Here is a 19,763-nt window from a genome sequence, read left to right on the forward strand (position 1 = left end):
TCCCCTCACGGAACGCGAGATCAGCCGATGCGGTAGCTGTACGGCAGAGTCGCCAGCACCTCACCGGTTCCGACCTGCGGCAGACCGGTCACGCCGGTCGGCAGCGACGGCACGGTCACGATGTTCAAGTGCCCGGCCACCTGCCGCCCGCGGTTGCCCGACGGCGTGATCGTCACCAGGATCGTCGCGGTCTCGCCCGGCTTCACCAGCTGCGGCGTGCCGCCGGTGCCGTTCGGGTCCACCGACTGGCCGTACGGGTCGCCGGTCGACGACGTCACCGAACCGTCGAAGCCCGCCGTCTGGATCGACGCCGTGTAGCTCGAATGCCCGGCAGGCGCGCCGTCCGGACCGAACGGGCCGATCTCCTGCACGTCGGCGAACCAGACGCCCTTGGTGACGTAGCCGGTCTTCTCGCCGATCGTCGCGACCGACACCGTGCTGCCGTTCTGCGCGGACTTCAGGTCGCCGAGCACGTCGATGCCCGCCGCCGAACCCTGGATCTCCGCCTGCGCGGGCACGGTCGAGGACGTCGCGACGGTGAACTTGCTCGTCTCCGGCGGGATCGAGTACACCGGCGCGTTCGCGTTCAGCTCCGGCAGGTCGACCTCGGTCGAACCCTGGATCGGCTGCGGCTGCAGCGTTTGCTTCGCGTTCGTACGCGCGTCGATGCCGATGGCGATCGGTTCGATCCCGGTGTTGCGCACCGTCACCGGCACGGTCACCGCCTTGCCCGCGGCGAGCGACGCGGACTGCGGCAGCGCGGGCGCGCTGGCCGAGACCTGGTCGAAGCCGACGGTTCCGGTGAACGGCTGGTCGATCTGCTTGCCCGTCACCGGGTTCTGCACGACGAGCACGAGGTGCCAGCGGCCCGGCAGCGGGTTCGCGTCGACGAGCTGCAACGCGGTGCCCTGCTTCAGCGTGGTGGCCGAATCGAGGTAGGCGTTGCTGTTCACGTCGGCGAGTTCGCCGTTCGGGTCGACCAGGACGCCGTCGAGCAGCGTGCCCGGGTCCTGCAGCTTCACCGCGACGTCGAGGTCCCGCTTGCCGCGCGGAACGTCGAATTCGTAGGAGAAGGTCTGCGCCGGCGACACCGCGCGGGCGTTGCCACCGGTGATCGTGCCGCCGAACGCGCCGGGGCCGTTCTTCGTCGGGATCAGCGCGCGCAGCACGGCCGACACCGTGGTCTGGTGTCCGTCGGAGCTGCCGAAGGTGATCGAGTAGTCCGCGTCGCCGCCGCTGGCCGGGGTCTGCAGCGCGACGTGCACCGGCTTCGTCTGACCGGGGTTGAGCTGCAGGATCTGCGGCGAAACCTGGCCGTACGGGACAGCCCGCTGCGCGGTGGTCGCCAGCTGGATGTCACCGGTGTAGCCGGCCTGCCCGGACGCGGAGTACAGCACCGCGGTCCACGTGCCCGCGGCCGGGCGCGTGACGTCCACGTTGGCGTAGTTCGCCGTCGCGGCCCCGCCCTGCGGACGGCTGTTGGCGACGAAGGTGCCGTCCGGAGCGAGCAGCGTCAGCCGCACCACCGGGGTGACGGACTGGCCGTTGACCGTCTTCGGGCTGCCCTGCCACGCCATCCGCGCCAGCAGCCGCTGCGCGCCGTTCGGCACGGAGAAGGTGACCTTCTTGTACGCCCAGTTCGTGCCGTTGAAGTACGGGAAGGTCGGCAGCTTGGTCGAGTCGAACCCAGTGGTCTGCGTCTGCGTCCCCATCGGCGCGAACGTCCGCGTGCCGGTGCTGACCGTCAGCGGCTTGGCGCCCGAGTTGGTGACGTTCACCGACGCGTGCTGCGTGCTGCCCGGCGCGCCTTCCAGCGTCAGCTGGTCGGCCGACAGCGTGATGTTCGACGAGACGCCCGCCGGCGCCCCGGTCGAACCCGGAGCGGTGAGCGCCGCTTCGACCGCCGCGCGAGCGTCGAGAAGGCCCGCGCCCTGCTCGTCGGCCGGGAGGTTGAGGTCGCGTGCCGTGCTGGTGATGATCTGCTTCACCTGTGCAGGCGACGGCGAGGCACCGTGGTGGGAATTGCGGTAACTCTGGATCACCAGCGCGGCGACGCCCGCGGTCAGCGGGGCGGATTCGCTGGTGCCGCCGAAGGATTCGAGGTCCGTGCCTTCCGGGACGGTCTTGAAGTTGCGGCATTCCGAGTACGCCGGGGAGCAGTCGGCCCAGTTGCCCTCGCCGGGTGCGACGAGGTCGATGGTGCGGCCGTTCTGCGTGATGCCGGACGAGGACAGCGCGGAGATGTTGTCGTTCACCCATTTCCCGTTGGAGAACGGGAAAGCCGCGTAGCCGGTCTGCGCGTACAGCCGGTTGTCGGTCGTCGCGCCGGTCGAGATCACCAGCGGGTCGGTGGCTGGGCTGCCGATCGTGGACGTGGTGCCCGCGTCGCCGCTGGAGGCGGTCACGGTGACGCCCGCGGCCACGGCCTGGTCGTTGAAGACCTGGAACAGGTTGCGGGAGCTGGAATCCGGGTACTGGTTGAGGCCGAGCGACTCGTTGATCACGTCGACGTGGTCGACGGTCACCGCGTAGTCGATCGCCTGCAGCACCGCGGAGTTCGTCGCGGTCTTGCCGAAGACGTTCAGCCCGACCAGGCTCGCGCCCGGCGCGACGCCCTTGACGACGATGTTGCAGCCCGCCGGGAGCGGGTGCTTCTCGTTGACGAACTTCGACAGGTCGTGCACGACGACGCCCTGCGCGGCGATCGAGGAGGCGTCGCCGAAGGCCTCGGCCCCGGCGTCGGTCGTGTTCGGGCCGTCGCCGGAGAAGTCCTGGTAGTCCGAGAACACGTGGCTGCCGTCGGGACGGATGAAGTCCGCGTAGTTCGGGTCCATGTTGTCGGCGAGGAACGCGACCTTCACGCCGGCGCCGTTGGCCAGATCGGACGCGCTCTTGCCGCCGGTGGTGCTGTACGCGCGGATCGACGTCAGCGCTTCGGGCTCCAGCAACGGTTTCGCCGGGTCGGCCGGGCAGGTCGCGTTCGGCGTGGACTGCGCGGCCGGTCCGCCTGCCTTCGGCGCGGCGGCCGGTGCGCCCGGTTTGGCGTCCGGCAGCGTCACCTTGCTGTCCGGCAGCACCTGCGCGACCGCCGGGTCGTGCGCGAGCTGTGCGGCCTGCGCGGGCGTGACCGTGGCGGAAAACGCGTTGCCGAGCGCGAAGTGCTTGACCTTGGCCGGTGCCGCGCCGGAGAGCTTGGCGAGCACCGAGTCCTGTTCTTGGGTGGCTTTGGCGCGGCGAGTGCCCGAGGCCGCCTTGGTGGGCGGCGCGCTGGGCAGCTGGTCCGCGAGGACGACGATCACCGATTGCGGCGCGGTGTCCGCCGCGGCGGCCGGTGCGGCAGCCTGCGCCGGCTGGGTCGCCCCGGCCAGCACCAGGCTGCCGGTCGCAGCCATGACCAGGGCGCGAACGGATCGCGAGGAACGCCCCATGTGCAGTTCCCACTTCCTGCTAGAAGGGTTCGTGAGTTACCGGCCCCGACGAAATCGGGCGCACTCGTGCCGCGCTCGATTTACCGGCAGCAGAACTCTTTCCGACTCCCGCACGATCCACAAGCGACAATAGTGGGAAACAAATCCGGCAAACGGGACCGAATTTCCGCGCGGTCGCGCATTCGGTCCCGTTTGCCGGAATCGGGGTCAGTCCTGGGGAAGGTGCCGGCGCGAGTGCCGGGTCACCACAAGGGTTCCCGCGATGGCGACCAGTGCGACGCAGGCAAGCAGAACCGGGTAGCCCGCTACTCCGTTCAGGGCGGCCAAAATTGACGGCAGCAGGAATCCGATGTAGGCCAGCGCGTAGTACACGCCGGTGAGTTCCGCGATTTCGCCCGGCCGGGCGAGGCGTTGCAATTCCAGCAGCCCGGACACCACCACGATGCCGTAAGCGCCGCCCAGCACAATCGCCGCGCCGAGGGCGATCCACGGCGATTCCTGCGCGGCGGCGAAGACGCTCAGGACGAGTCCGGCGCAGAGCACCGCCATCCCGGTGAGCACCGCCCGGGCGCTGGTGGCGCGGTCGACCCGCTTGGCGATCGGCTGGATCCCCACGCCCGCGCCGATCGCGCAGACGGTGAGCAAGGTGGAGTAGGCCAGCGCCCACGACCCGGTCTGATGCTCGACGAGCTGCGGCAGGATCGCGTATGCCACGCCGCACGAACCGAAGATCCACGGCGCGGCGGGCAGGATCACCCGGCGGAACCGCGGATGCCGTGCGGTGGCGGGCAACGCGGCACGAACCGATTCGGTCCGGACAGTGAGCGTTTCGGGGCTGCGCGTGACCGCGAGCAGCGAGACCAGCGCGAGTCCGATGTGGACCAGGTAGGGGAGGACCATCGGCCACGGACCCCATTGCGCGAGCACTCCGGCGACGCCCGGGCCGATGCCCAGTCCGAGCGTCAGGCACAGCGCGGCGCGCCGGGTGCCGGTGTCGGCCGCGCTGTGCGGGTCGGCGTCGGCGAGTTCCTTGATCCAGGTGGAGCCCACGGCCATCGCGACCGCGACCGCGATGCCGGAGAGGAACCGGCCGGCCGCGATCCACCCGACGCCGACCGGGCCGAGGGCCAGCAGCACGCTCGCCAGCAGCGACACCACGGTGCCCGCGAACATCACCGGGCGGCGACCGTACCGATTGGACAGTCCGCCGGAAAGCAGCAGCCCTGGAACGAGGCCGACGACGTACGCGCCGAGCAGCGCGTCGACGGTGAACGCGGAGTAGCCCGCGGCGTGGTACATGACGAGCAGCGGGGTGAACTGGTTGCCGCCCCAGCCGCACGCGAACACCGCGGCGGCGGCCGGAAACCAGGCCGGACGGGCGCTTGTTTCGGGTGTTTCGGGCAGGGGAGCGCGGTCAGCAGTAGTGGTCATCGACGGTGCACCGAATCCAGGTGTGCTCGCAGGGCCGGGGCGAAGGTGTCGGCCTTCGTTTCGGCCTCCGCGATGATGTTCAGGAGGTCTTCGTGCTCGCCGACGACCTGGGGCAGCCGAGCCGGGATCGGCGCGAGCGCGTGGACGTTCATCCGGCGCTGCCGGTCGGCGAGCGTGGTGTAGAAGCTGAGCAGCAGCGCGTTGCCGCCCGCCTCGACGATCGTGCGGTGAAACAGCGCGTCGGCTTCCGCGAACGCCGGCACGTCGCCCGCTTCCGCGTGTTGCCGCTGGACAACCAGCACCGCGCGCAGCTGCTCGAGCGCCGCCGGGATCAACTCCGGACGCCTGCCCAGCCGTTGTACCGCCGCGCTTTCGACGGCCTCGCGGGCTTCGAGCACGTCCTCGGCCTCGCCCGGGGTGATCGGGACGACGATCGCGCCGCGCTTCGGGATCAGGTTGAGCAGCCCCTCGACCTGCAGCCGCAGGAACGCCTCGCGCACCGGCGTCCGGCTCACCCCGAGCCGCTCGGCGATCTCGCCCTCGCTGAACAGGTGTCCGCCGGGCAGTTCGCCGGTGAGCACGAGTTCCTTGGTGAGCTCGTACGCGCGGTCGGCGGCGGGTTTCAACGCGTTCACAGGTGGGACGCTAGCATGCATCCCAGCTTGTATCTAAGGCGTTGTGACCTGCGGCTCAGCTGGTTCTGTCGGTGCCGTGTGCGATGCTCGTCGGCGTGCTGTTCCTCGATGCCCCACCGACCGTCCGCCAAGCCGTCGACGCCATCCGCACCGCATTGACCGGCGGCCTGGACCCGGACCAGGACCCGCCGCGGTCTGTCGTACCGGTGCCCACCGGGCAGTTTCTGCTGATGCCCGCGTTCTGGGACCGCTACGCCGGGGTCAAGGTCGCCTCCGTCGCCCCGGACAACCCGGCTCGCGGCCTGCCGCGGATCCAAGGCCACTACCTGCTGATGGACGGCCCGACGCTCACCCCCAAGGCGCTCCTGGACGGCATCGCCCTCACCTCGGTCCGCACGGCGGCGGTTTCCGCCGTGGCCGTCGACCTCCTGGCCGAGCCGGACGCGGAACGCCTGGTCGTGTTCGGGACAGGCCCGCAGGCGCAGAGCCACATCGAAGCCTTCCGCGCCGTGCGGCCGGTGCGGGAGGTGGTGGTCGTCGGCCGGAATGCGGAGCGCACGCAAGCTCTCGCCGCGCAGTACCCCTTCGCCCGGGTAGGCACGCCGGATGACGTGTCCTCGGCTGATCTGATCGCCTGCTGCACCTCGTCGCGAACCCCCGTGTTCGACGGCGCGAAAGTCCCCGAGCACGCCACCGTCGTAGCCGTCGGCTCACACGAACCCGATGCCCGGGAAGTCGACGATGTCCTCATTGGACGGTCCACAGTGGTCGTAGAAGGCATGGGTGCGGCTACTCGCGAGGCCGGAGATGTAGTGCTGGCAATGAAATCCGGCGTCCTCGCGGCGGACGACCTGGTGCCGCTCGCGGAACTGGCACAGGGGCGGACGGTGGCGTCGGGTCCCCGGTTGTTCAAGAGCGTCGGAATGGCTTGGGAGGATCTGGTGGTCGCGGCGGCGGCCTATGAAGCTGTCACGTGACATCCCGGCGCAGCGGGAACGCGACTGCTAGCCCGGCCGCGACCAGTGCGTATCCGAGGAGAACGAGCGCGCCGCCCGCGGTGGGCAGCAGCTGTCCGCCCGCGTGGCCGGTCTGCTGGGCGAGCGCGTCGGTGAGATAGCCGAATTCGGTGAGCGCCGCGGTGGCTCCGCCGGGAAGGTAGGGATAGATCGTGTTCACGCCGGGAATGGCGAGCAGCGCGATTTCGACCAGGTACAAATACCCGATCACCACCGCCAGCGCGGCGACCTGATTCCGCAGCAGTGCACCGATTCCCACGCCCAGCACGGTGTAGATCGTCATCGCGGCGGCGATCCGGAGCAGCAGCTCGACGACTGTCGCCGGGGCGAGGCCGACGGTCACCCCATGGAGGGCGGCGCTGCCGTAGAGCGCGAGCCCGGCGGCGACGGCGGTGACGACGCCGTAGCAGAGGCCGCCGACGGCGAACGCCGCGAGTTTCGCGATGAGGATCCGCCAGCGGCGCGGTGCGAAGAGGAACGTGACGGAAATCGTGCGGTGCTGGTACTCCGACGTCATCGCGACGGTGCCGAAGACGGCGGGGAACAGGACCGTCACAGTCGCCATGCCGAGCACGTTCCGCACCCCGGCGGCGGTGTCGAGACCGGGCATCGGCGGCTGGACCTGCTCCGGGCCGATCACGCCGATCAGCCCGACCAGGCCGCCGCCGCACACCGCGGCGGTGACGAGCGCCCACAGCCACAGCCGGGTGGAGCGCAGCCGGCGGAGTTCCGCGGCGATCATCGGCGTTCTCCTGCGGTGAGGGCGAGGAAAACCTGTTCCAGGCCGGGTTTTTCCGGGGTGAGCTCGTGGATCCGCAGTCCGGCCGCGGCCGCCCGGTCCGCGATCTCGGCGGTGCTGAGGCCGGAGACGCGAAGGAGATCCGGTGCGATCCGTTCGGCGGCCCCGCTCAACGTTCGAGCGAGGTCGTCGGCGTCGGGGGAGCGGACGAGCGCGGCGGGTGCGGTCGAGACGGACAGCTCCGCCAGGGTGCCGGTGGCGACGAGGCGGCCGTCGCGGATGACCACCACCTGCCCGGCGATCTGCTCCAGCTCGCTGAGCACGTGGCTGGAGACCAGCACGGTCCGGCCGGTCGCGGCGAACCCGGTGAGCAGGTCGCGCAGCCACGCCATGCCCTGCGGGTCCAGTCCGTTGCCCGGTTCGTCGAGCACCAGCACTCGCGGGTCGCCGAGCAGCGCGGTCGCGAGGCTGAGCCGTCGCCGCATGCCGGTGGAATAGCCGCGCGAGGGCCGCCCCGCGAAGGCGGTCATTTCCAGTTGCTCCAGCACCTCGTCGACGCGCCGGCGCGGCAGCCGGGCCATCGTGGCGTAGATGCGCAGGTGCTCGCGCGCGGAACAGGACGGATGCGGGCCGGCCCCGTCGAGCACCGCGCCGACGGTGCGGACCGGATGCGGCAGCTCGGCGTACCGGACGCCGTCGATCGTCGCGGTCCCCGCATCCGGCCGGACCAGGCCGAGGAGCATCCGCATCGTGGTGGTCTTCCCGGAACCGTTCGGCCCGAGGAAACCGGTGATTTCCCCGGGACCGGCGGAAAACGTCAGATCGGCGACCGCGGGCGTCGCGGCGAACCGCTTGGCCAGGTTCTCGACGGCGATGCTCATGCGCGGGCCTTGAGCGCTTCGGCCAGCTCGGCCGCGTCGGGCAGGCTGAGCAGCAGTTCGCCGAACTCCCCGCCGTCGAGGACGATCCGCAGCGCCGGACCGGACCGGCGCACCGACACCAGCTGGCGCGTCCCGGTGCCCAGCCCCCAGATCCCGACCTTGACCACCCCGCTGACCAGCATGCCGATCCGGCCGCCGCGCGTGCGGGCCAGCGGATTCCCGATCTGCTCGACCGCCTGGATCCGGGCCAGCGGGACCGTGATCTCTTCTCGCCACACGGCGATCCGCTCCCAGCGGGAGAACCGCACCCGGAGCCCGTCGCCGACGATCTCGGCTGTCGCCATCGCCTTCACCCCCTGCGTTATCTGTTCTATTAGATGTATAGCAGATATCCTGGACAGGTGCTGCTGACTTTGGATCTCGACAGCGAGACGCCGATCTACCTGCAGATCCGCGACCGGATCGTGGAGGCGATCGCCCAGGGCGACCTCGGCGAGGGCGACGCGCTGCCGTCCACGCGGCAGCTCGGCGCCGACCTCGGCATCAACTTCCACACCGTGAACAAGGCCTACGACCTGCTCCGCGCGCAGGGCCTGATCCGCATCAACCGCAAGAGCGGCGCGGTGATCCGCCGCGACGCCCGATCCGGCCCCGCCGAACCCGGGTACGCCGACGAATGGCAGGAACGGCTTCGCACGCTCCTGGCCGAGGCCGTCGCGCTCGGGCTGGACGCCGACGAGGTGACCGCCCGGTGCGGCTCGGTGCTGGAGTCCTTCCGCGTCAAGGCGGCGTCGTGACGTCGTCGGTCTATGTGGATCTTGCGCTGGTGGCGTTGTTGGCCGCGGCGTTCTGGGCGGCACCCGCGCTGGCCCGGCCGACGCTTCCGTTCGGTGTGCGGGTGCCGGCGGCGCGCGTTGCCGAGCCGGAGATCGTTCGTGCGCATCGTCGTTACGCGCGCGGGGTGCTGGTGGCCGGCACTCTCGCGTTCGTCCTGGTCGCCGACGAGGTGACCGCCCGGTGTGGGTCGGTGTTGGAATCCTTCCGTGCCAAGGCGGCGTCGTGACGTCGTCGGTCTATGTGGATCTTGCGCTGGTGGCGCTGCTGGCCGCCGGGTTCTGGGCGGCGCCCGCGCTGGCCCGGCCGACGCTTCCGTTCGGCGTGCGGGTGCCGGCCGCGCGCGTCGCGGAACCGGAGATCGTCTGTGCGCATCGTCGGTATGCGCGCGGAGTGCTGGTGGTCGGCACTCTCGCGTTCGTCCTGGTCGCTTTCGCATCGGCCGGATTGCGCTGGGAGCAGGCGGCCGCGTTCGCCGCACCGGTTCTCGCGGCTGCTTGCTGCGGCCTCGGCTACCAGGCGCACCGCACGGTCGCCGCCGCGAAACGCTCCGGCGACTGGTACTCCGGCACCCGGCAGGCAGTCGCGACCGACACCTCGCTGCGCACCGACCCGGTCCGTCCACAGTGGATTTTCCTGGCCCCGGCGGCAGTGCTGTTCGCGATCACCGCGGCGATCGGGGCGTGGCACTACGGCGACCTGCCCGCGACACTGCCGACGCCGAACGGAATGACCGTCGACTCCGCCCGGCGCGGCGCGATCACGGTCGGCCGCGCGTTCGCGACGGTCACCGCGCAGCTGTTGATCATCATCCTCGTGGCTCTGCTGGGTATCGCCCTCCCGCGTGCCCGGCCGGAACTCGACGCGGCGCAGCCCGCCGCCTCGGCCGCCCGGTACCGCGACTACCTCGCCGGCGTGCTGCGGCTGCTGTTCGGCACCGCCGGATGCGTGGCCGCGAGCTTGCTGGTCGCGTCGCTGGAGGTGTGGGAAATCGTCCCGGCCACGACCGGCGCGACCGTCGTCAGCTACGTCCCGCTCGCCGGCGCGGTGGTCGCGTGGGTGGCGTTCGCGTTCCGGGTGGGTGATGCCGGGCACCGGCTGCCTGCGGACGAAGAGGATTCCGGCCGCGTGCAGCGCGACGACGACCGGTACTGGCACCTCGCAGGCATGGTCTACGCGAACCGCGGCGATCCGGCCCTTCTCGTGCACCGGCGCTCGGGGGTCGCCTGGACGCTCAACCTCGGCCACCCGATCAGCTGGGCGCTCCTCGCCGCACTCGCGGCGTTCGCCGCGCTGGCTGGATTCGGCGTCGTCGAACTGCCTTCCCGCGGCGGATAGCCTGGGTTTCTTCGACGGCGAGGGGAACTGGGATGTCCGAGGAACTGACCACCGCGGCGGAACTGTTCGACGCGATCGGCGCCGGGTACGAGGACGCGTTCGGCCGCCCGCCGGTGGTGGACGCGGCGGTGCGGGAGCTGCTCGCGGTGCTGCCGCCCTCGGCGCGGGTGCTCGACGTCGGCAGCGGGACCGGCCGCCCCGTCGCGGCGGATCTGGTCGCCGCCGGGCACCGGGTGACCGGGATCGACGTGTCCGCGGAGATGGTGCGGATCGCCCGCGAGCAGGTGCCCGGGGCCGAGTTCGTGCAGGCCGACGTGCGGGAATGGGAGTCGGAACCGGGGACGTGGGACGCGGTGTGCGCGTTCTTCCCGTTCCTGCAGCTGCCGCGGGCCGAAACGGAGCGCGCGCTCGGCCGGATCGCCGGCTGGCTGGCCCCGGGAGGAAGGTTCGCGCTGATCACGGTGCCCGCCGACGTCGAGGACGTCCCGGTCGACTTCCTCGGCCACTCGATCCGGGTGACGAGCTTCCCGGCGGACGCCCTGGCCGACCGGGTCCGCGCGGCCGGACTGGAAGTGACCGGGACCCGGACGGAAACGTTCGCCCCGGACAAGCCCGGAGCGCAGCCGGAGGAACACCTGCTGATCTCGGCCCGCAAACCCGGCTGAGCGGATCCGGACCACGGAATTGTGAAAGAAATTCAGTGATGCGGATGCGGCACGGGAAAGCGGGGCGGCATTTTCGCGCGGTCCGGGTGAACACGCCGGAAACTGCGCTGAAACACCGCCCCGCCCGCTCGTCGCTGCTGGTCTCAACAATCCCTGCTGAGGCCGGATTATTGCGGGACCGCCACGGTTTGCTCACGGCGACCGATTCGCGAGGTTTGCAAGCTGAGTTGTTGCACTTGCGGCCGCCGACGTTCACGTCTCGTTTTCGCTCGCGGCGGCTGGTCTCGTTTCGCCGCGGAGTCTGGCCGTTGCGACAGATTCCCGCAGCCGACCGCGGTTGCCGACGCACACAGCTCTCTCGCCCCGGCTGGTTGCCGAGGCTCGTGACTTGCGCGGTTCGCTCGCCGCGGCCGATCTGCGGACTTCCGGTGGCAGTTGATTTCGCGCGAGGTTCGCCTGCGTGGCTGTCTCCTGACTCGCGCAGTTCCTTTGCCACCAACGATTTCCCAGTTCTCGGCGGGGCAGACGTGCGCGGTCCGCCGCCGGCGCGGGAACTCGGGCCGGAACAGCCCTGGTTACTGCTGGTTGCCCCACTGCTGCTCGCCCTGCTGGCCGCCTTGGTCGAAGCCGCCCTGCTCGCCCTGGCCAAATCCGCCCTGGCCACCCTGCTCGCCCTGGCCGAATCCGCCCTGGCCGCCTTGCTCGCCTTGACCGAAGCCGCCCTGTCCGCCTTGCTCGCCCTGGCCGAATCCGCCTTGGTCGCCCTGACCGAAGCCGCCCTGCTGACCCTGCGGACCGCCCTGCTGGCCGCCCTGGTCGAAGCCGCCCTGCTGCTGCCCGCCGCCTTGTTCCTGGCCGCCTTCCTGGCCGCCGCCGAAGTTCTCCTTCAGTTTGTCCGCGCCCTGGCGGATCTGGTCGCCGTGCTTGCCGCCCGTTTTCTCGTCGGCGAATTCGGCGGCCTTGTCGATGCCCTGGCCGACCTTGTCCGGGTTGTTGCCCGCGAATTCCTGGATCTTGTCCTTGGCCTGGTCGAAAAAGCTCATCGAAAATCCTCCTTGATCTATTCGTGACCCATGGATACCAGCCGGGTACCCGAAGGGCGCGGCCGCGAGACGCCAGTCCCCGGTTCGGGTGAGGCCCGGCGCCGGTTCTGCCCGGGTCGGGCCACGGGTGGGTTACCCCACACGCCCGGACGCGGACCGGACCGGCCGGTAGGGTCGCCGCGGCAGGCGCCGGAGCCGAGGAGGACACGTGGCGGGACCGTTGAGCGGGCTGAAGGTCGTCGAGCTGGCCGGGATCGGGCCGGGGCCGCACGCGTGCATGGTGCTCGCCGACCTCGGCGCGGACGTCGTCCGGGTGGAACGGCCTTCCGGATCGCTCGACCTCAGCGGCGGCAAGCCGGACCCGCTGCTGCGCGGTCGCCGCTCGGTCGCCGCGGACCTCAAGACCCCCGAGGGCCGCGAACTCGTCCTGCGGCTCGCGGCGAAAGCGGACGTGCTGGTCGAAGGGCTGCGACCGGGCGTCACCGAACGGCTCGGCGTCGGGCCGGACGACTGCTTCGCGCGCAATCCCCGCCTGGTGTACGGCCGAATGACCGGCTGGGGCCAGGACGGCCCGCTCGCCCAGCGCGCCGGGCACGACATCAATTACCTCGGCCTCACCGGCGTGCTGCACGCGATCGGCCGCGCGGGCGAGCGTCCGGTGCCGCCGCTCAACCTGGTCGGCGACTTCGGCGGCGGGTCGATGTTCCTGATCGCAGGCGTGCTCGCGGCGCTGTGGGAATGCGGCCGGACCGGGCGCGGCCAGGTCGTTGACGCGGCGATGGTCGACGGCGTGAACGTGCTGTCCCAGATGATGTGGGCATTGCGCGGCTTGGGTTCCTGGTCCGACGAACGCGGCACGAACCTCCTGGACGGCGGCGCGCCGTTCTACGACACGTACGTCTGCGCGGACGGCCGTTACGTCGCCGTCGGTTCCCTCGAGCCGCAGTTCTATGCGGCTCTCCTGAACGGCCTCGGCCTCGCCGCGGAAGACCTCCCGGCGCAACTGGACCGCGACGGCTGGCCCACCCTCCGCGCCACCTTCACCCGGGCCTTCCTCACCCGCACCCGCGACGAATGGGCCGAGGTCTTCGACGGCACCGACGCGTGCGTCACGCCGGTCCTCGCTCCCGACGAGGCTCCTCAGCACCCGCACATCGCGGCTCGGTCCGGCCTGGTCACGCTCGACGGCATCGTCCAGCCCGCTCCGGCGCCGCGGTTTTCGCGCAGCACGACGGATGTGCCAACGCCGCCGCCGGTGCCGGGCGCGGACACTGAGGACGTCCTCGCCGACTGGAAGGCCTAGCCCCGCAACCGCACCGGCAGCGTCAGGTGCCCGTTGGTGATGAACGACGGCACCGGTTCCAGCTTCTCTCCGGCTACTGCCAGCGCCACATCCGGGAACCGCTCGAACAAGGCAGGCAGCGCCAGCTCCGCCTCCATCCGGGCGAGCTGCGCACCGAGGCAGTAATGCACGCCGTAGCCGAACGCGAGCGCTGATTTGTCCTTGCGGGCCAAGTCGAACTCGTCCGCGTCCGGACCGTGGTGCGCCTCGTCGCGTCCGGCGGGGCCGAAGGACGGGAGAATCGGGTCGCCCGCGCGGATGACCGTGCCCTCGACCTCGATGTCCTCTCGCGCGAACCGCAGCGGCAGGTGCGAAATCGGGGCCTGCCAGCGCAAAGTCTCGTCCACCACGTCCGACCAGGTGCGCGTTCCGTCGCGGACCTGGCGCAGCTGCGCGGGATGCGTGAGCAGCGCGGTCACGGCCTGGTCGAGCAGGTTGACCGTCGTCTCGTGACCCGCGGTGATCACCAGCATCAGCGTGTCCACCAGCTCCTCTTCGCTCAGCCGGGACCCGTCGGAGTCGCGGGCGGCGATGAGCGCGCTGGCGAGGTCGTCGCCGGGCTCGGCGCGGCGCTGGGAGACGAGGTCGGCGAAAATTCCGTACAGCAGCTCCACGTTCGCGGTCGCTTCTTCCGCGGTCGCCGACGTCGCGAAGACCCCGGCCACCGCGGTGCGCAGGCCCGGCCGCGCTTGTTCGGGGACGCCGGCCAGCCGGCAGATCACCTCGATCGGCAGCCGGTAGCAGTACTGTTCGCGCAGGTCGGTTTCGCACGGTCCGGCGTCGAGCTCGCCGAGCAGGCCGTCGACGATTTCGGCGACCACCGGGCGCAGCGCGGCGATCCGGACGGGCGCGAAAGCCTTGGACACCAGCGACCGCAGCCGCCGGTGCTCGTCGCCGTAGGCGGTGAACATGTTCTGCACCGAAACCCAGATGTGCAGCGACCAGTCGGACGAGATCTCGCCGTCCCGGTAGGCGGGCCAGTGCCGCCGGGGATCCTTCGAGACCCGCGGGTCGGCGAGCAGGGCGCGCAGCAGCGGCAGGCTGGTGACCGACCAGGCCAGCACGCCGCCCGGCAGTTCGACCACGGTCAACGGTCCGCGGGCGCGCAACCGGGCGCCCTCGCCGTGCACGTCCGGCGCCACCGGGTCCAGCACGAAGGGGGTGACGGCGTGGTCCATGGGCGCTCCCTCGCGGCCCGACGGTCCACAATGGACGGACGATGGGGGGAGGTGTCCGTTGCGGCCGCCGGGTCCGTGACAAGCGTAGTGCGGCTAAGGATCCTCTTGTCCGGCTTGAGGGGTGGCCCGGGCCGGGCCGGAGAAGGGGTTGACGTCAGCCGTCGGCGCGCTTGCGGTGCAACGAGAACCGCTCGAACACCGACAGCTCGCCGGTCGGCTTGGTGACGTTGTAGTAGGTCACGTGCATGGTCGTCGTGCCACCCGGACGGCGTCCGGGGTCCACGGTGAACGCGGCGAAACCGTAGGGGTGGTCGAGGTCGCGCACCGCGCTCCACACCGCTTTTTCGCGCACGTAGGTCGGTTTCCGCTTGCCCGTGGCGGGATCCCGCTTGTCCGCGACGGCGGTCAGCACTTTTCCGGTGCCGTCCTTGAAGAAGCTGCCGTTGGTGGTGCCGGAGACGCCGCCTCCGCCGAGAACCATGTGCACGGTGCCGTGCGTCGCGTCGATGTCGTCGGTCGCGTCGGACACCGGGTTCGGCGTGAGCGTCTCGCTTCCGGCGACGACGCCGTGCACGGCGAGGGAGCGTTCGTAGTCGTGCTCGTGCCCGCAAAGCACCAGGTCGACGCCGTAGCGGTCGAACAGCGGGCCGTACTTCTCGCGCAGGCCGAGGTCGGCGCCGTTCGCGTCGGACGTGCTGATCATGACCTGGTGCATCGCGACGACGATCCAGTCCACGTCGCGCGACGCCCGTGCCGCAGCGAGTTCCTTCTCCAGCCAGGCGAGCTGCCGCCCGCCGGAGTAGCCGCTGACGTAGACGTCCCCGCCGTCTTGCAGGCAATTGTCGTCGTTCTGCAGCACGATCACCCGCACCGAGCCGACGGTGAAGCCGTACCAGAGCCCGGCCAGCTCGGGGTCGGTTTCGGTGGACGGCAACTGGAAGTACGCCTGGTAGGCGGCCATGCCGATCGCGCCGTTCTGCTTCTCGATCTCGTGGTTGCCCGCCGCGGGCATCCACGGCCGGTACCGCGCCGAGCGGGTGTTGTTGGTGAAGAAGTTGTTCCAGGTGCGCACGCGGTCGACGTCGAGGTTGGCGTAGCAGAGGTCGCCGTTGAGCAGGTGGAACAGCGGCGCGACGGTCTCGATGCCGGTGACGATGTCCTTCGTCGCTGGGGTGGAGAAGAAGTCGAGCGCGGGCGCGCCTTTGAGATCCCAGGTGACCTGCGGCGCGGACTGGTCGCCGAAGCTGGTGAAGGTAAACGCGGACCGGCCGCTGGGCGCGGTGCGGAACGTGCCCGCGTCGGGCGTCGCGCCGTCGTGCTGGGCGACGTAGAGGTACTCGGTGTTCGGGCAGAGACGGTTGAGCTCGGCGTGGTGCACCCAGACCGTGCGGTTGGACGCGCCGTCGAGGTAGGTGCGGGTGACTGCGGGCGCGGATGAGCCGAAGCCGTCGTCGATCGTGCCGTAGCGGACGCGGGGACGGCCGACCGGGCCGTCGGTGAGCCACGAAACCACCATCTGCCGCGCGGGATCGCGGCCGAACGTGAGATGCAAACCCTGCACCGGGGTGGCGCCACCGCCCGGCGTCGGCATGAGCGGAGCGGCGGCTGCCGTACCAGTGCCGAGCAGTGGTACGGCAGCGCTCGCGCCCATGAGACCCAGTGCTCCTCGACGGCTGACGGTGCTGGACATGGCGGCCTCCTCCGGCTCTCCGGCGGAAGCGAAGCTATGCTGGCCGCGCGGCCCGCCGATGAACGCGAGCTGTCCGGGGCGTGAAGCGTCTTTTCCGCCGGTTCCGGTTCGTTCCCTTTGCCGGGAAACGGGTTCCGGACTGTCCGAAGTGGATTCTCCCGGCTCAGCCTGATCGATTCAGAATTCTTCTGCTAGCCTCCGGGGTGACGTGCGGCTCGCCGTGGTGCCGCGTTGCTGCCGGGGCGCTTCACGGAGCGTGCGCTGAGTGCTTCGGCTCGAACCTCCGAGGAGCGTTATGACAGGCATCGTCCGGGTCCGGGGCCGTGAGGTGCTCGACAGCCGGGGCAACCCGACGGTCGAGGTCGACGTGGTGCTGGCGGACGGGTCGGCGGGCCGGGCGGCGGTGCCGTCCGGGGCCTCCACCGGCACGCGCGAGGCCGTTGAGCTGCGGGACGGCGACGCGAAGCGGTTCCACGGCAAGGGCGTGCGCAAGGCGGTCGACGCGGTGAACGGCGAGATCGCCGACGCCGTGATCGGCATGGAGGCCGAGGCGCAGGCCGACGTCGACCGCGCGCTGATCGCCCTCGACGGCACCGAGAACAAGGCCCGCCTGGGCGCGAACGCGACGCTCGGGGTTTCGCTGGCGATGGCGAAGGCAGCCGCCGCGGCGAACACGCTGCCGCTGTACCGCTACGTCGGCGGGGTGTACGCGCATCTGCTGCCGATGCCGATGATGAACATCATCAACGGCGGCGCGCACGCGGACAACCCGATCGACTTCCAGGAGTTCATGATCGGCCCGGTCGGCGCGGAGACGTTTGCCGATGCCGTGCGGATGGGCTCGGAAGTGTTCCACACGCTGCGGAAATCGCTGCACGACGCGGGACACAACACGAATGTCGGCGACGAGGGCGGGTTCGCGCCGCAGCTGGGGTCGGCCGACGAGGCGCTCGAGTTCGTGGTCCGCGCGATCGAGCAGACCGGGTACGAGCCGGGCAAGGACATCGCGCTGCTGCTGGACCCGGCGGCGTCGGAGTTCTACCGCGACGGCGTCTACGACTACACCGGCGAGGGCCGCAAGCGCAGCATCGAGGAGCACGTCGCGTATCTGACCGAGCTGACCGAGCGCTTCCCGATCGTGTCGATCGAGGACGGTCTCGCCCAGGACGACTACGCCGGCTGGAAGCAGCTGACCGACGGCATCGGCGACCGCGTCCAGCTCGTCGGCGACGACCTGTTCTGCACGAACGTCGAAATCCTGCGCGACGGCATCAAGCGCGGCATCGCCAACTCGATCCTCATCAAGGTCAACCAGATCGGCACCCTGACCGAGACCCTGTCCGCGGTCGACACCGCGCACAAGGCGGGCTACTCGGCGGTCATGTCGCACCGTTCGGGCGAGACCGAGGACACCACGATCGCCGACCTCGCGGTAGCGACCGGCTGCGGCCAGATCAAGACGGGTTCGCTGTCGCGGTCGGACCGCACGGCGAAGTACAACCAGCTGATCCGCATCGAAGAGGAGCTCGGCACCGAGGCTCGCTACGCAGGCTGGGACACCCTGCGCTGAGCTGGTTTTTTGAGGCGGCCCGGGCCCTCTCGCCCGGGCCGCCTTTCTCTACTTCTTGACCCTCAACAACACCGCAGCGGCAGTAAAGGCCGCGCTGACCCAGAACGCCGCACGCGCATGCGCCGCGTCGAGGACGACGGCCCCCGCCACCGCAGGCCCGACCACCGCGCCGAGATTGAACGCAGTAGTCGCGATCGCCCCGGCTACTCGCGGCGCGTCATTGCTGGCAGACGTGACGATCGCAACGATCAACGCGGACCCGACGCCGAACGCCATCGCCCCGGTGAGCAACGCGGCTGCGATGAGTCCCGGAAGACTCTGCGCCGCGAAGAACGCCGCCACCCACCCGGCCGTCAGCACCACCGTGCCCGCTTTGAGGATCCGCGGCCCCGCCTTGCCCGCGATCGTGACACCGACGAACGACCCCACCCCGAACACCGCCAGCACGACCGGAACCCAGTCGGATGGGGTGGTCATCGTGCCGAGGTAGGTGAAGGCCGCGAAGGTGCCGCCGTTGACGAGAACCCCCTTGCCGACGGTAGCCACGACGCGCGGCTGCGCCAGGACCCGCCACTCGCGATACACCGGGCTTGTCGCTGGCGGGTTGTCGACCTTCGCTGCCGTTAGCGCGACGGCGGCTGCCGCCGTGATCGCCGCGATAGCCCAGAACGCGGCCTGCCACCCGGCGTACTGCCCGAGCACCGTCCCGGCCGGAACACCGACGATGCACGCGAGCGTGACACCGGACAGCAACACGGAAGTCGCCCGCCCGACGGAGTCCTCCGCGACGAGCGACGGCAGCGACGCGAGCGCTATTGCGAGAAACCCAGCATTGGCGAATGCCGCGAGGGCGCGGGTTACGAGGAGGAGCGGGAAGTCGGTGGTGAGCGCACCGACTACGTGAACTGCTGCGAAGAGCCCGAGGAAGCTGATGAGCGCGATCTTGCGGGGGAGTTTGCTGCCGAGCATCGCGAGAACCGGCGCGCCGACGACCATTCCGGCCGCAAAGAGAGACGTGAGCAACCCGGCGGTGCCGAGCGAGACTCCGGTGCCTGCGGCGATCTGGGGGAGGAGCCCGGAGAGGACGAACTCCGAGGTGCCTTGGGCGAAGACTGCGCTGGCCAGGAGGAAAATGATGGGAGGCAAGGGAATCGACTCCGAACGGCTGTTGGCGTCGAGGACGCCAGAGGATTGAGGACGGTTCGTTTGTGAGGTGGGTGCCTTGGGCTCGCGGGCAGCGGCACGCGCGGTGGCCTGGGTGCCTGGCTGCAGTAGCGCTGGGCGAAACCTTGCCGCGGCGTGGCGGTTTGCGGGCAGGCTTCGTCCAAGTGCTGCGGTGCAAGCGTGTTCGGCCAGCGGTGCTGCGGTGCCGAGCGCGTTTTGCCCGCGGTGCCGTGGTGCCGAACTCGGTCGGCGGTGCTGCGGTGCCGAGCGTGCTTTGCCCGCGATGCCGAGCTCGCTCGGCGGTGCTGCGGCACCGAACTCGCTCGGCGGTGCTGTGATGCCGAGCGAGTTTGCCAGCGGTGCTGCGGTGCCGAGCTCGTCCGGCGGTGCTGCGGTGCCGAGTGTGCTTTGCCCGCGGTGCCAGGCACGTTCTGCCAGCGGTGCTCCGCGTGCGAGAGTGCCTTGCCCGCGGTGCCGTGGTGCCGAGTCCGCTCAGCGGTGCCGTGGCGCCGAGTGTGCTTTGCCAGCGGCTCTGCTGTGCCCAAGCGTTCGCCAGAACGCGTATCGAACGGCGAGGTTTGCCTGCGGCGTCAGACTTCACCACGGTGTGGCCACCGTGCGCAGGCTTGGCGCTGGCTGGCCGACTAAGCCGTCGGTGCGCTTGGCAGTCGTGAGTGTTGACGCCGGTTAGAACCCAATGCCGCGTAGCTTAGTTTGATCATGCTGCTGGGGTGAGTTTGCGGAGTCTGATGGCGGGTGGGCCGGGGTGGCGGGTGCTGGCGGGTTCGGTGCGTTTCTTGACCCGGTAG

General features: G+C 70.4%; 17 protein-coding genes. 7 read left to right on the forward strand and 10 right to left on the reverse strand.

Annotated elements, in window-relative coordinates; translation table 11 throughout:
- Positions 1–20 precede the first annotated feature (20 nt).
- The 3 genes from PUT80_RS38030 to PUT80_RS38040 all read right to left on the reverse strand — a co-directional run bounded on the left by PUT80_RS38030 (position 21) and on the right by PUT80_RS38040 (position 5,494).
- Positions 21–3,392, reverse strand: a complete 3,372-nt coding sequence (locus PUT80_RS38030) for a S8 family serine peptidase (protein WP_275295010.1) — start codon at positions 3,390–3,392, stop codon at positions 21–23.
- A gap of 243 nt (positions 3,393–3,635) precedes the next feature.
- Positions 3,636–4,859, reverse strand: a complete 1,224-nt coding sequence (locus tag PUT80_RS38035; protein WP_275295011.1) for an MFS transporter — start codon at positions 4,857–4,859, stop codon at positions 3,636–3,638.
- Positions 4,856–5,494 (reverse strand): GntR family transcriptional regulator, encoded by a 639-nt coding sequence (locus PUT80_RS38040; protein WP_275295012.1) that lies wholly within the window; start codon positions 5,492–5,494, stop codon positions 4,856–4,858. The genes PUT80_RS38035 and PUT80_RS38040 overlap by 4 nt, the downstream gene beginning before the upstream one ends.
- 71 nt (positions 5,495–5,565) lie before the next feature.
- On the opposite strand from PUT80_RS38040, the gene PUT80_RS38045 reads away from it, so the two are divergent.
- Positions 5,566–6,471 carry an ornithine cyclodeaminase family protein gene (locus PUT80_RS38045; protein WP_275295013.1) on the forward strand — a complete coding sequence of 302 codons (906 nt, stop codon included), beginning with the start codon at positions 5,566–5,568 and terminating at the stop codon, positions 6,469–6,471.
- On the opposite strand, the gene PUT80_RS38050 is transcribed toward PUT80_RS38045, so the two are convergent.
- From PUT80_RS38050 to PUT80_RS38060, 3 genes are read right to left on the reverse strand one after another with little or no spacing between them, the layout of a single operon-like run.
- Positions 6,464–7,252: an ABC transporter permease subunit gene (locus PUT80_RS38050; RefSeq protein WP_275295014.1), complete on the reverse strand. Its 789-nt coding sequence runs from the start codon at positions 7,250–7,252 to the stop codon at positions 6,464–6,466. The two genes, PUT80_RS38045 and PUT80_RS38050, sit on opposite strands and share 8 nt — an antisense overlap.
- A complete protein-coding gene (locus PUT80_RS38055) occupies positions 7,249–8,130 on the reverse strand; it encodes an ATP-binding cassette domain-containing protein (RefSeq protein WP_275295015.1) in 882 nt (293 codons plus the stop codon). The genes PUT80_RS38050 and PUT80_RS38055 overlap by 4 nt, the downstream gene beginning before the upstream one ends.
- Positions 8,127–8,474, reverse strand: a complete 348-nt coding sequence (locus PUT80_RS38060; RefSeq protein WP_275295016.1) for a hypothetical protein — start codon at positions 8,472–8,474, stop codon at positions 8,127–8,129. The genes PUT80_RS38055 and PUT80_RS38060 overlap by 4 nt, the downstream gene beginning before the upstream one ends.
- A 57-nt stretch (positions 8,475–8,531) precedes the next feature.
- Between PUT80_RS38060 and PUT80_RS38065 the strand changes: the two genes are divergently transcribed.
- Genes PUT80_RS38065 through PUT80_RS38080 form a run of 4 tightly spaced genes read left to right on the forward strand, consistent with a single transcriptional unit; the run spans position 8,532 to position 10,967 of the window.
- The gene (locus PUT80_RS38065) at positions 8,532–8,927 is read left to right on the forward strand and encodes a GntR family transcriptional regulator (protein WP_043833548.1); all 396 of its coding nucleotides are present in this window, start codon (positions 8,532–8,534) and stop codon (positions 8,925–8,927) included.
- Positions 8,924–9,193 (forward strand): hypothetical protein, encoded by a 270-nt coding sequence (locus PUT80_RS38070; protein WP_275295017.1) that lies wholly within the window; start codon positions 8,924–8,926, stop codon positions 9,191–9,193. Before PUT80_RS38065 ends, PUT80_RS38070 begins: the two co-directional genes overlap by 4 nt.
- A complete protein-coding gene (locus PUT80_RS38075) occupies positions 9,190–10,302 on the forward strand; it encodes a DUF5808 domain-containing protein (RefSeq protein WP_275295018.1) in 1,113 nt (370 codons plus the stop codon). The genes PUT80_RS38070 and PUT80_RS38075 overlap by 4 nt, the downstream gene beginning before the upstream one ends.
- 32 nt (positions 10,303–10,334) lie before the next feature.
- Positions 10,335–10,967: a class I SAM-dependent methyltransferase gene (locus tag PUT80_RS38080; RefSeq protein ID WP_275295019.1), complete on the forward strand. Its 633-nt coding sequence runs from the start codon at positions 10,335–10,337 to the stop codon at positions 10,965–10,967.
- 575 nt (positions 10,968–11,542) lie between these two features.
- Here the strand turns inward: PUT80_RS38080 and PUT80_RS38085 are convergent.
- Positions 11,543–12,010: an antitoxin gene (locus tag PUT80_RS38085; RefSeq protein WP_275295020.1), complete on the reverse strand. Its 468-nt coding sequence runs from the start codon at positions 12,008–12,010 to the stop codon at positions 11,543–11,545.
- A 208-nt stretch (positions 12,011–12,218) separates the two neighbouring features.
- Here PUT80_RS38085 and PUT80_RS38090 point away from each other — a divergent pair, with 208 nt between their 5' ends.
- A complete protein-coding gene (locus PUT80_RS38090; RefSeq protein ID WP_275295021.1) occupies positions 12,219–13,313 on the forward strand; it encodes a CaiB/BaiF CoA-transferase family protein in 1,095 nt (364 codons plus the stop codon).
- Here the strand turns inward: PUT80_RS38090 and PUT80_RS38095 are convergent.
- Positions 13,310–14,530: a cytochrome P450 gene (locus PUT80_RS38095; protein WP_275295022.1), complete on the reverse strand. Its 1,221-nt coding sequence runs from the start codon at positions 14,528–14,530 to the stop codon at positions 13,310–13,312. The genes PUT80_RS38090 and PUT80_RS38095 overlap by 4 nt on opposite strands.
- Positions 14,531–14,684: 154 nt before the next feature.
- Complete coding sequence (locus PUT80_RS38100) at positions 14,685–16,220, reverse strand: fibronectin type III domain-containing protein (RefSeq protein WP_275295023.1); 1,536 nt, start codon at positions 16,218–16,220, stop codon at positions 14,685–14,687.
- 295 nt (positions 16,221–16,515) lie between these two features.
- Between PUT80_RS38100 and eno the strand changes: the two genes are divergently transcribed.
- Entirely contained in the window at positions 16,516–17,790 is a 1,275-nt protein-coding gene (eno, locus tag PUT80_RS38105) for a phosphopyruvate hydratase (protein WP_275295024.1), read from the forward strand.
- A gap of 48 nt (positions 17,791–17,838) precedes the next feature.
- Here the strand turns inward: eno and PUT80_RS38110 are convergent, their stop codons facing one another.
- Positions 17,839–18,936, reverse strand: a complete 1,098-nt coding sequence (locus PUT80_RS38110; RefSeq protein WP_275295025.1) for an MFS transporter — start codon at positions 18,934–18,936, stop codon at positions 17,839–17,841.
- Positions 18,937–19,763 lie beyond the last annotated feature (827 nt).

It is taken from the genome of Amycolatopsis sp. La24 (assembly GCF_029087445.1).
In the GTDB taxonomy this organism is placed as follows: Bacteria; Actinomycetota; Actinomycetes; order Mycobacteriales; family Pseudonocardiaceae; genus Amycolatopsis; species Amycolatopsis nivea.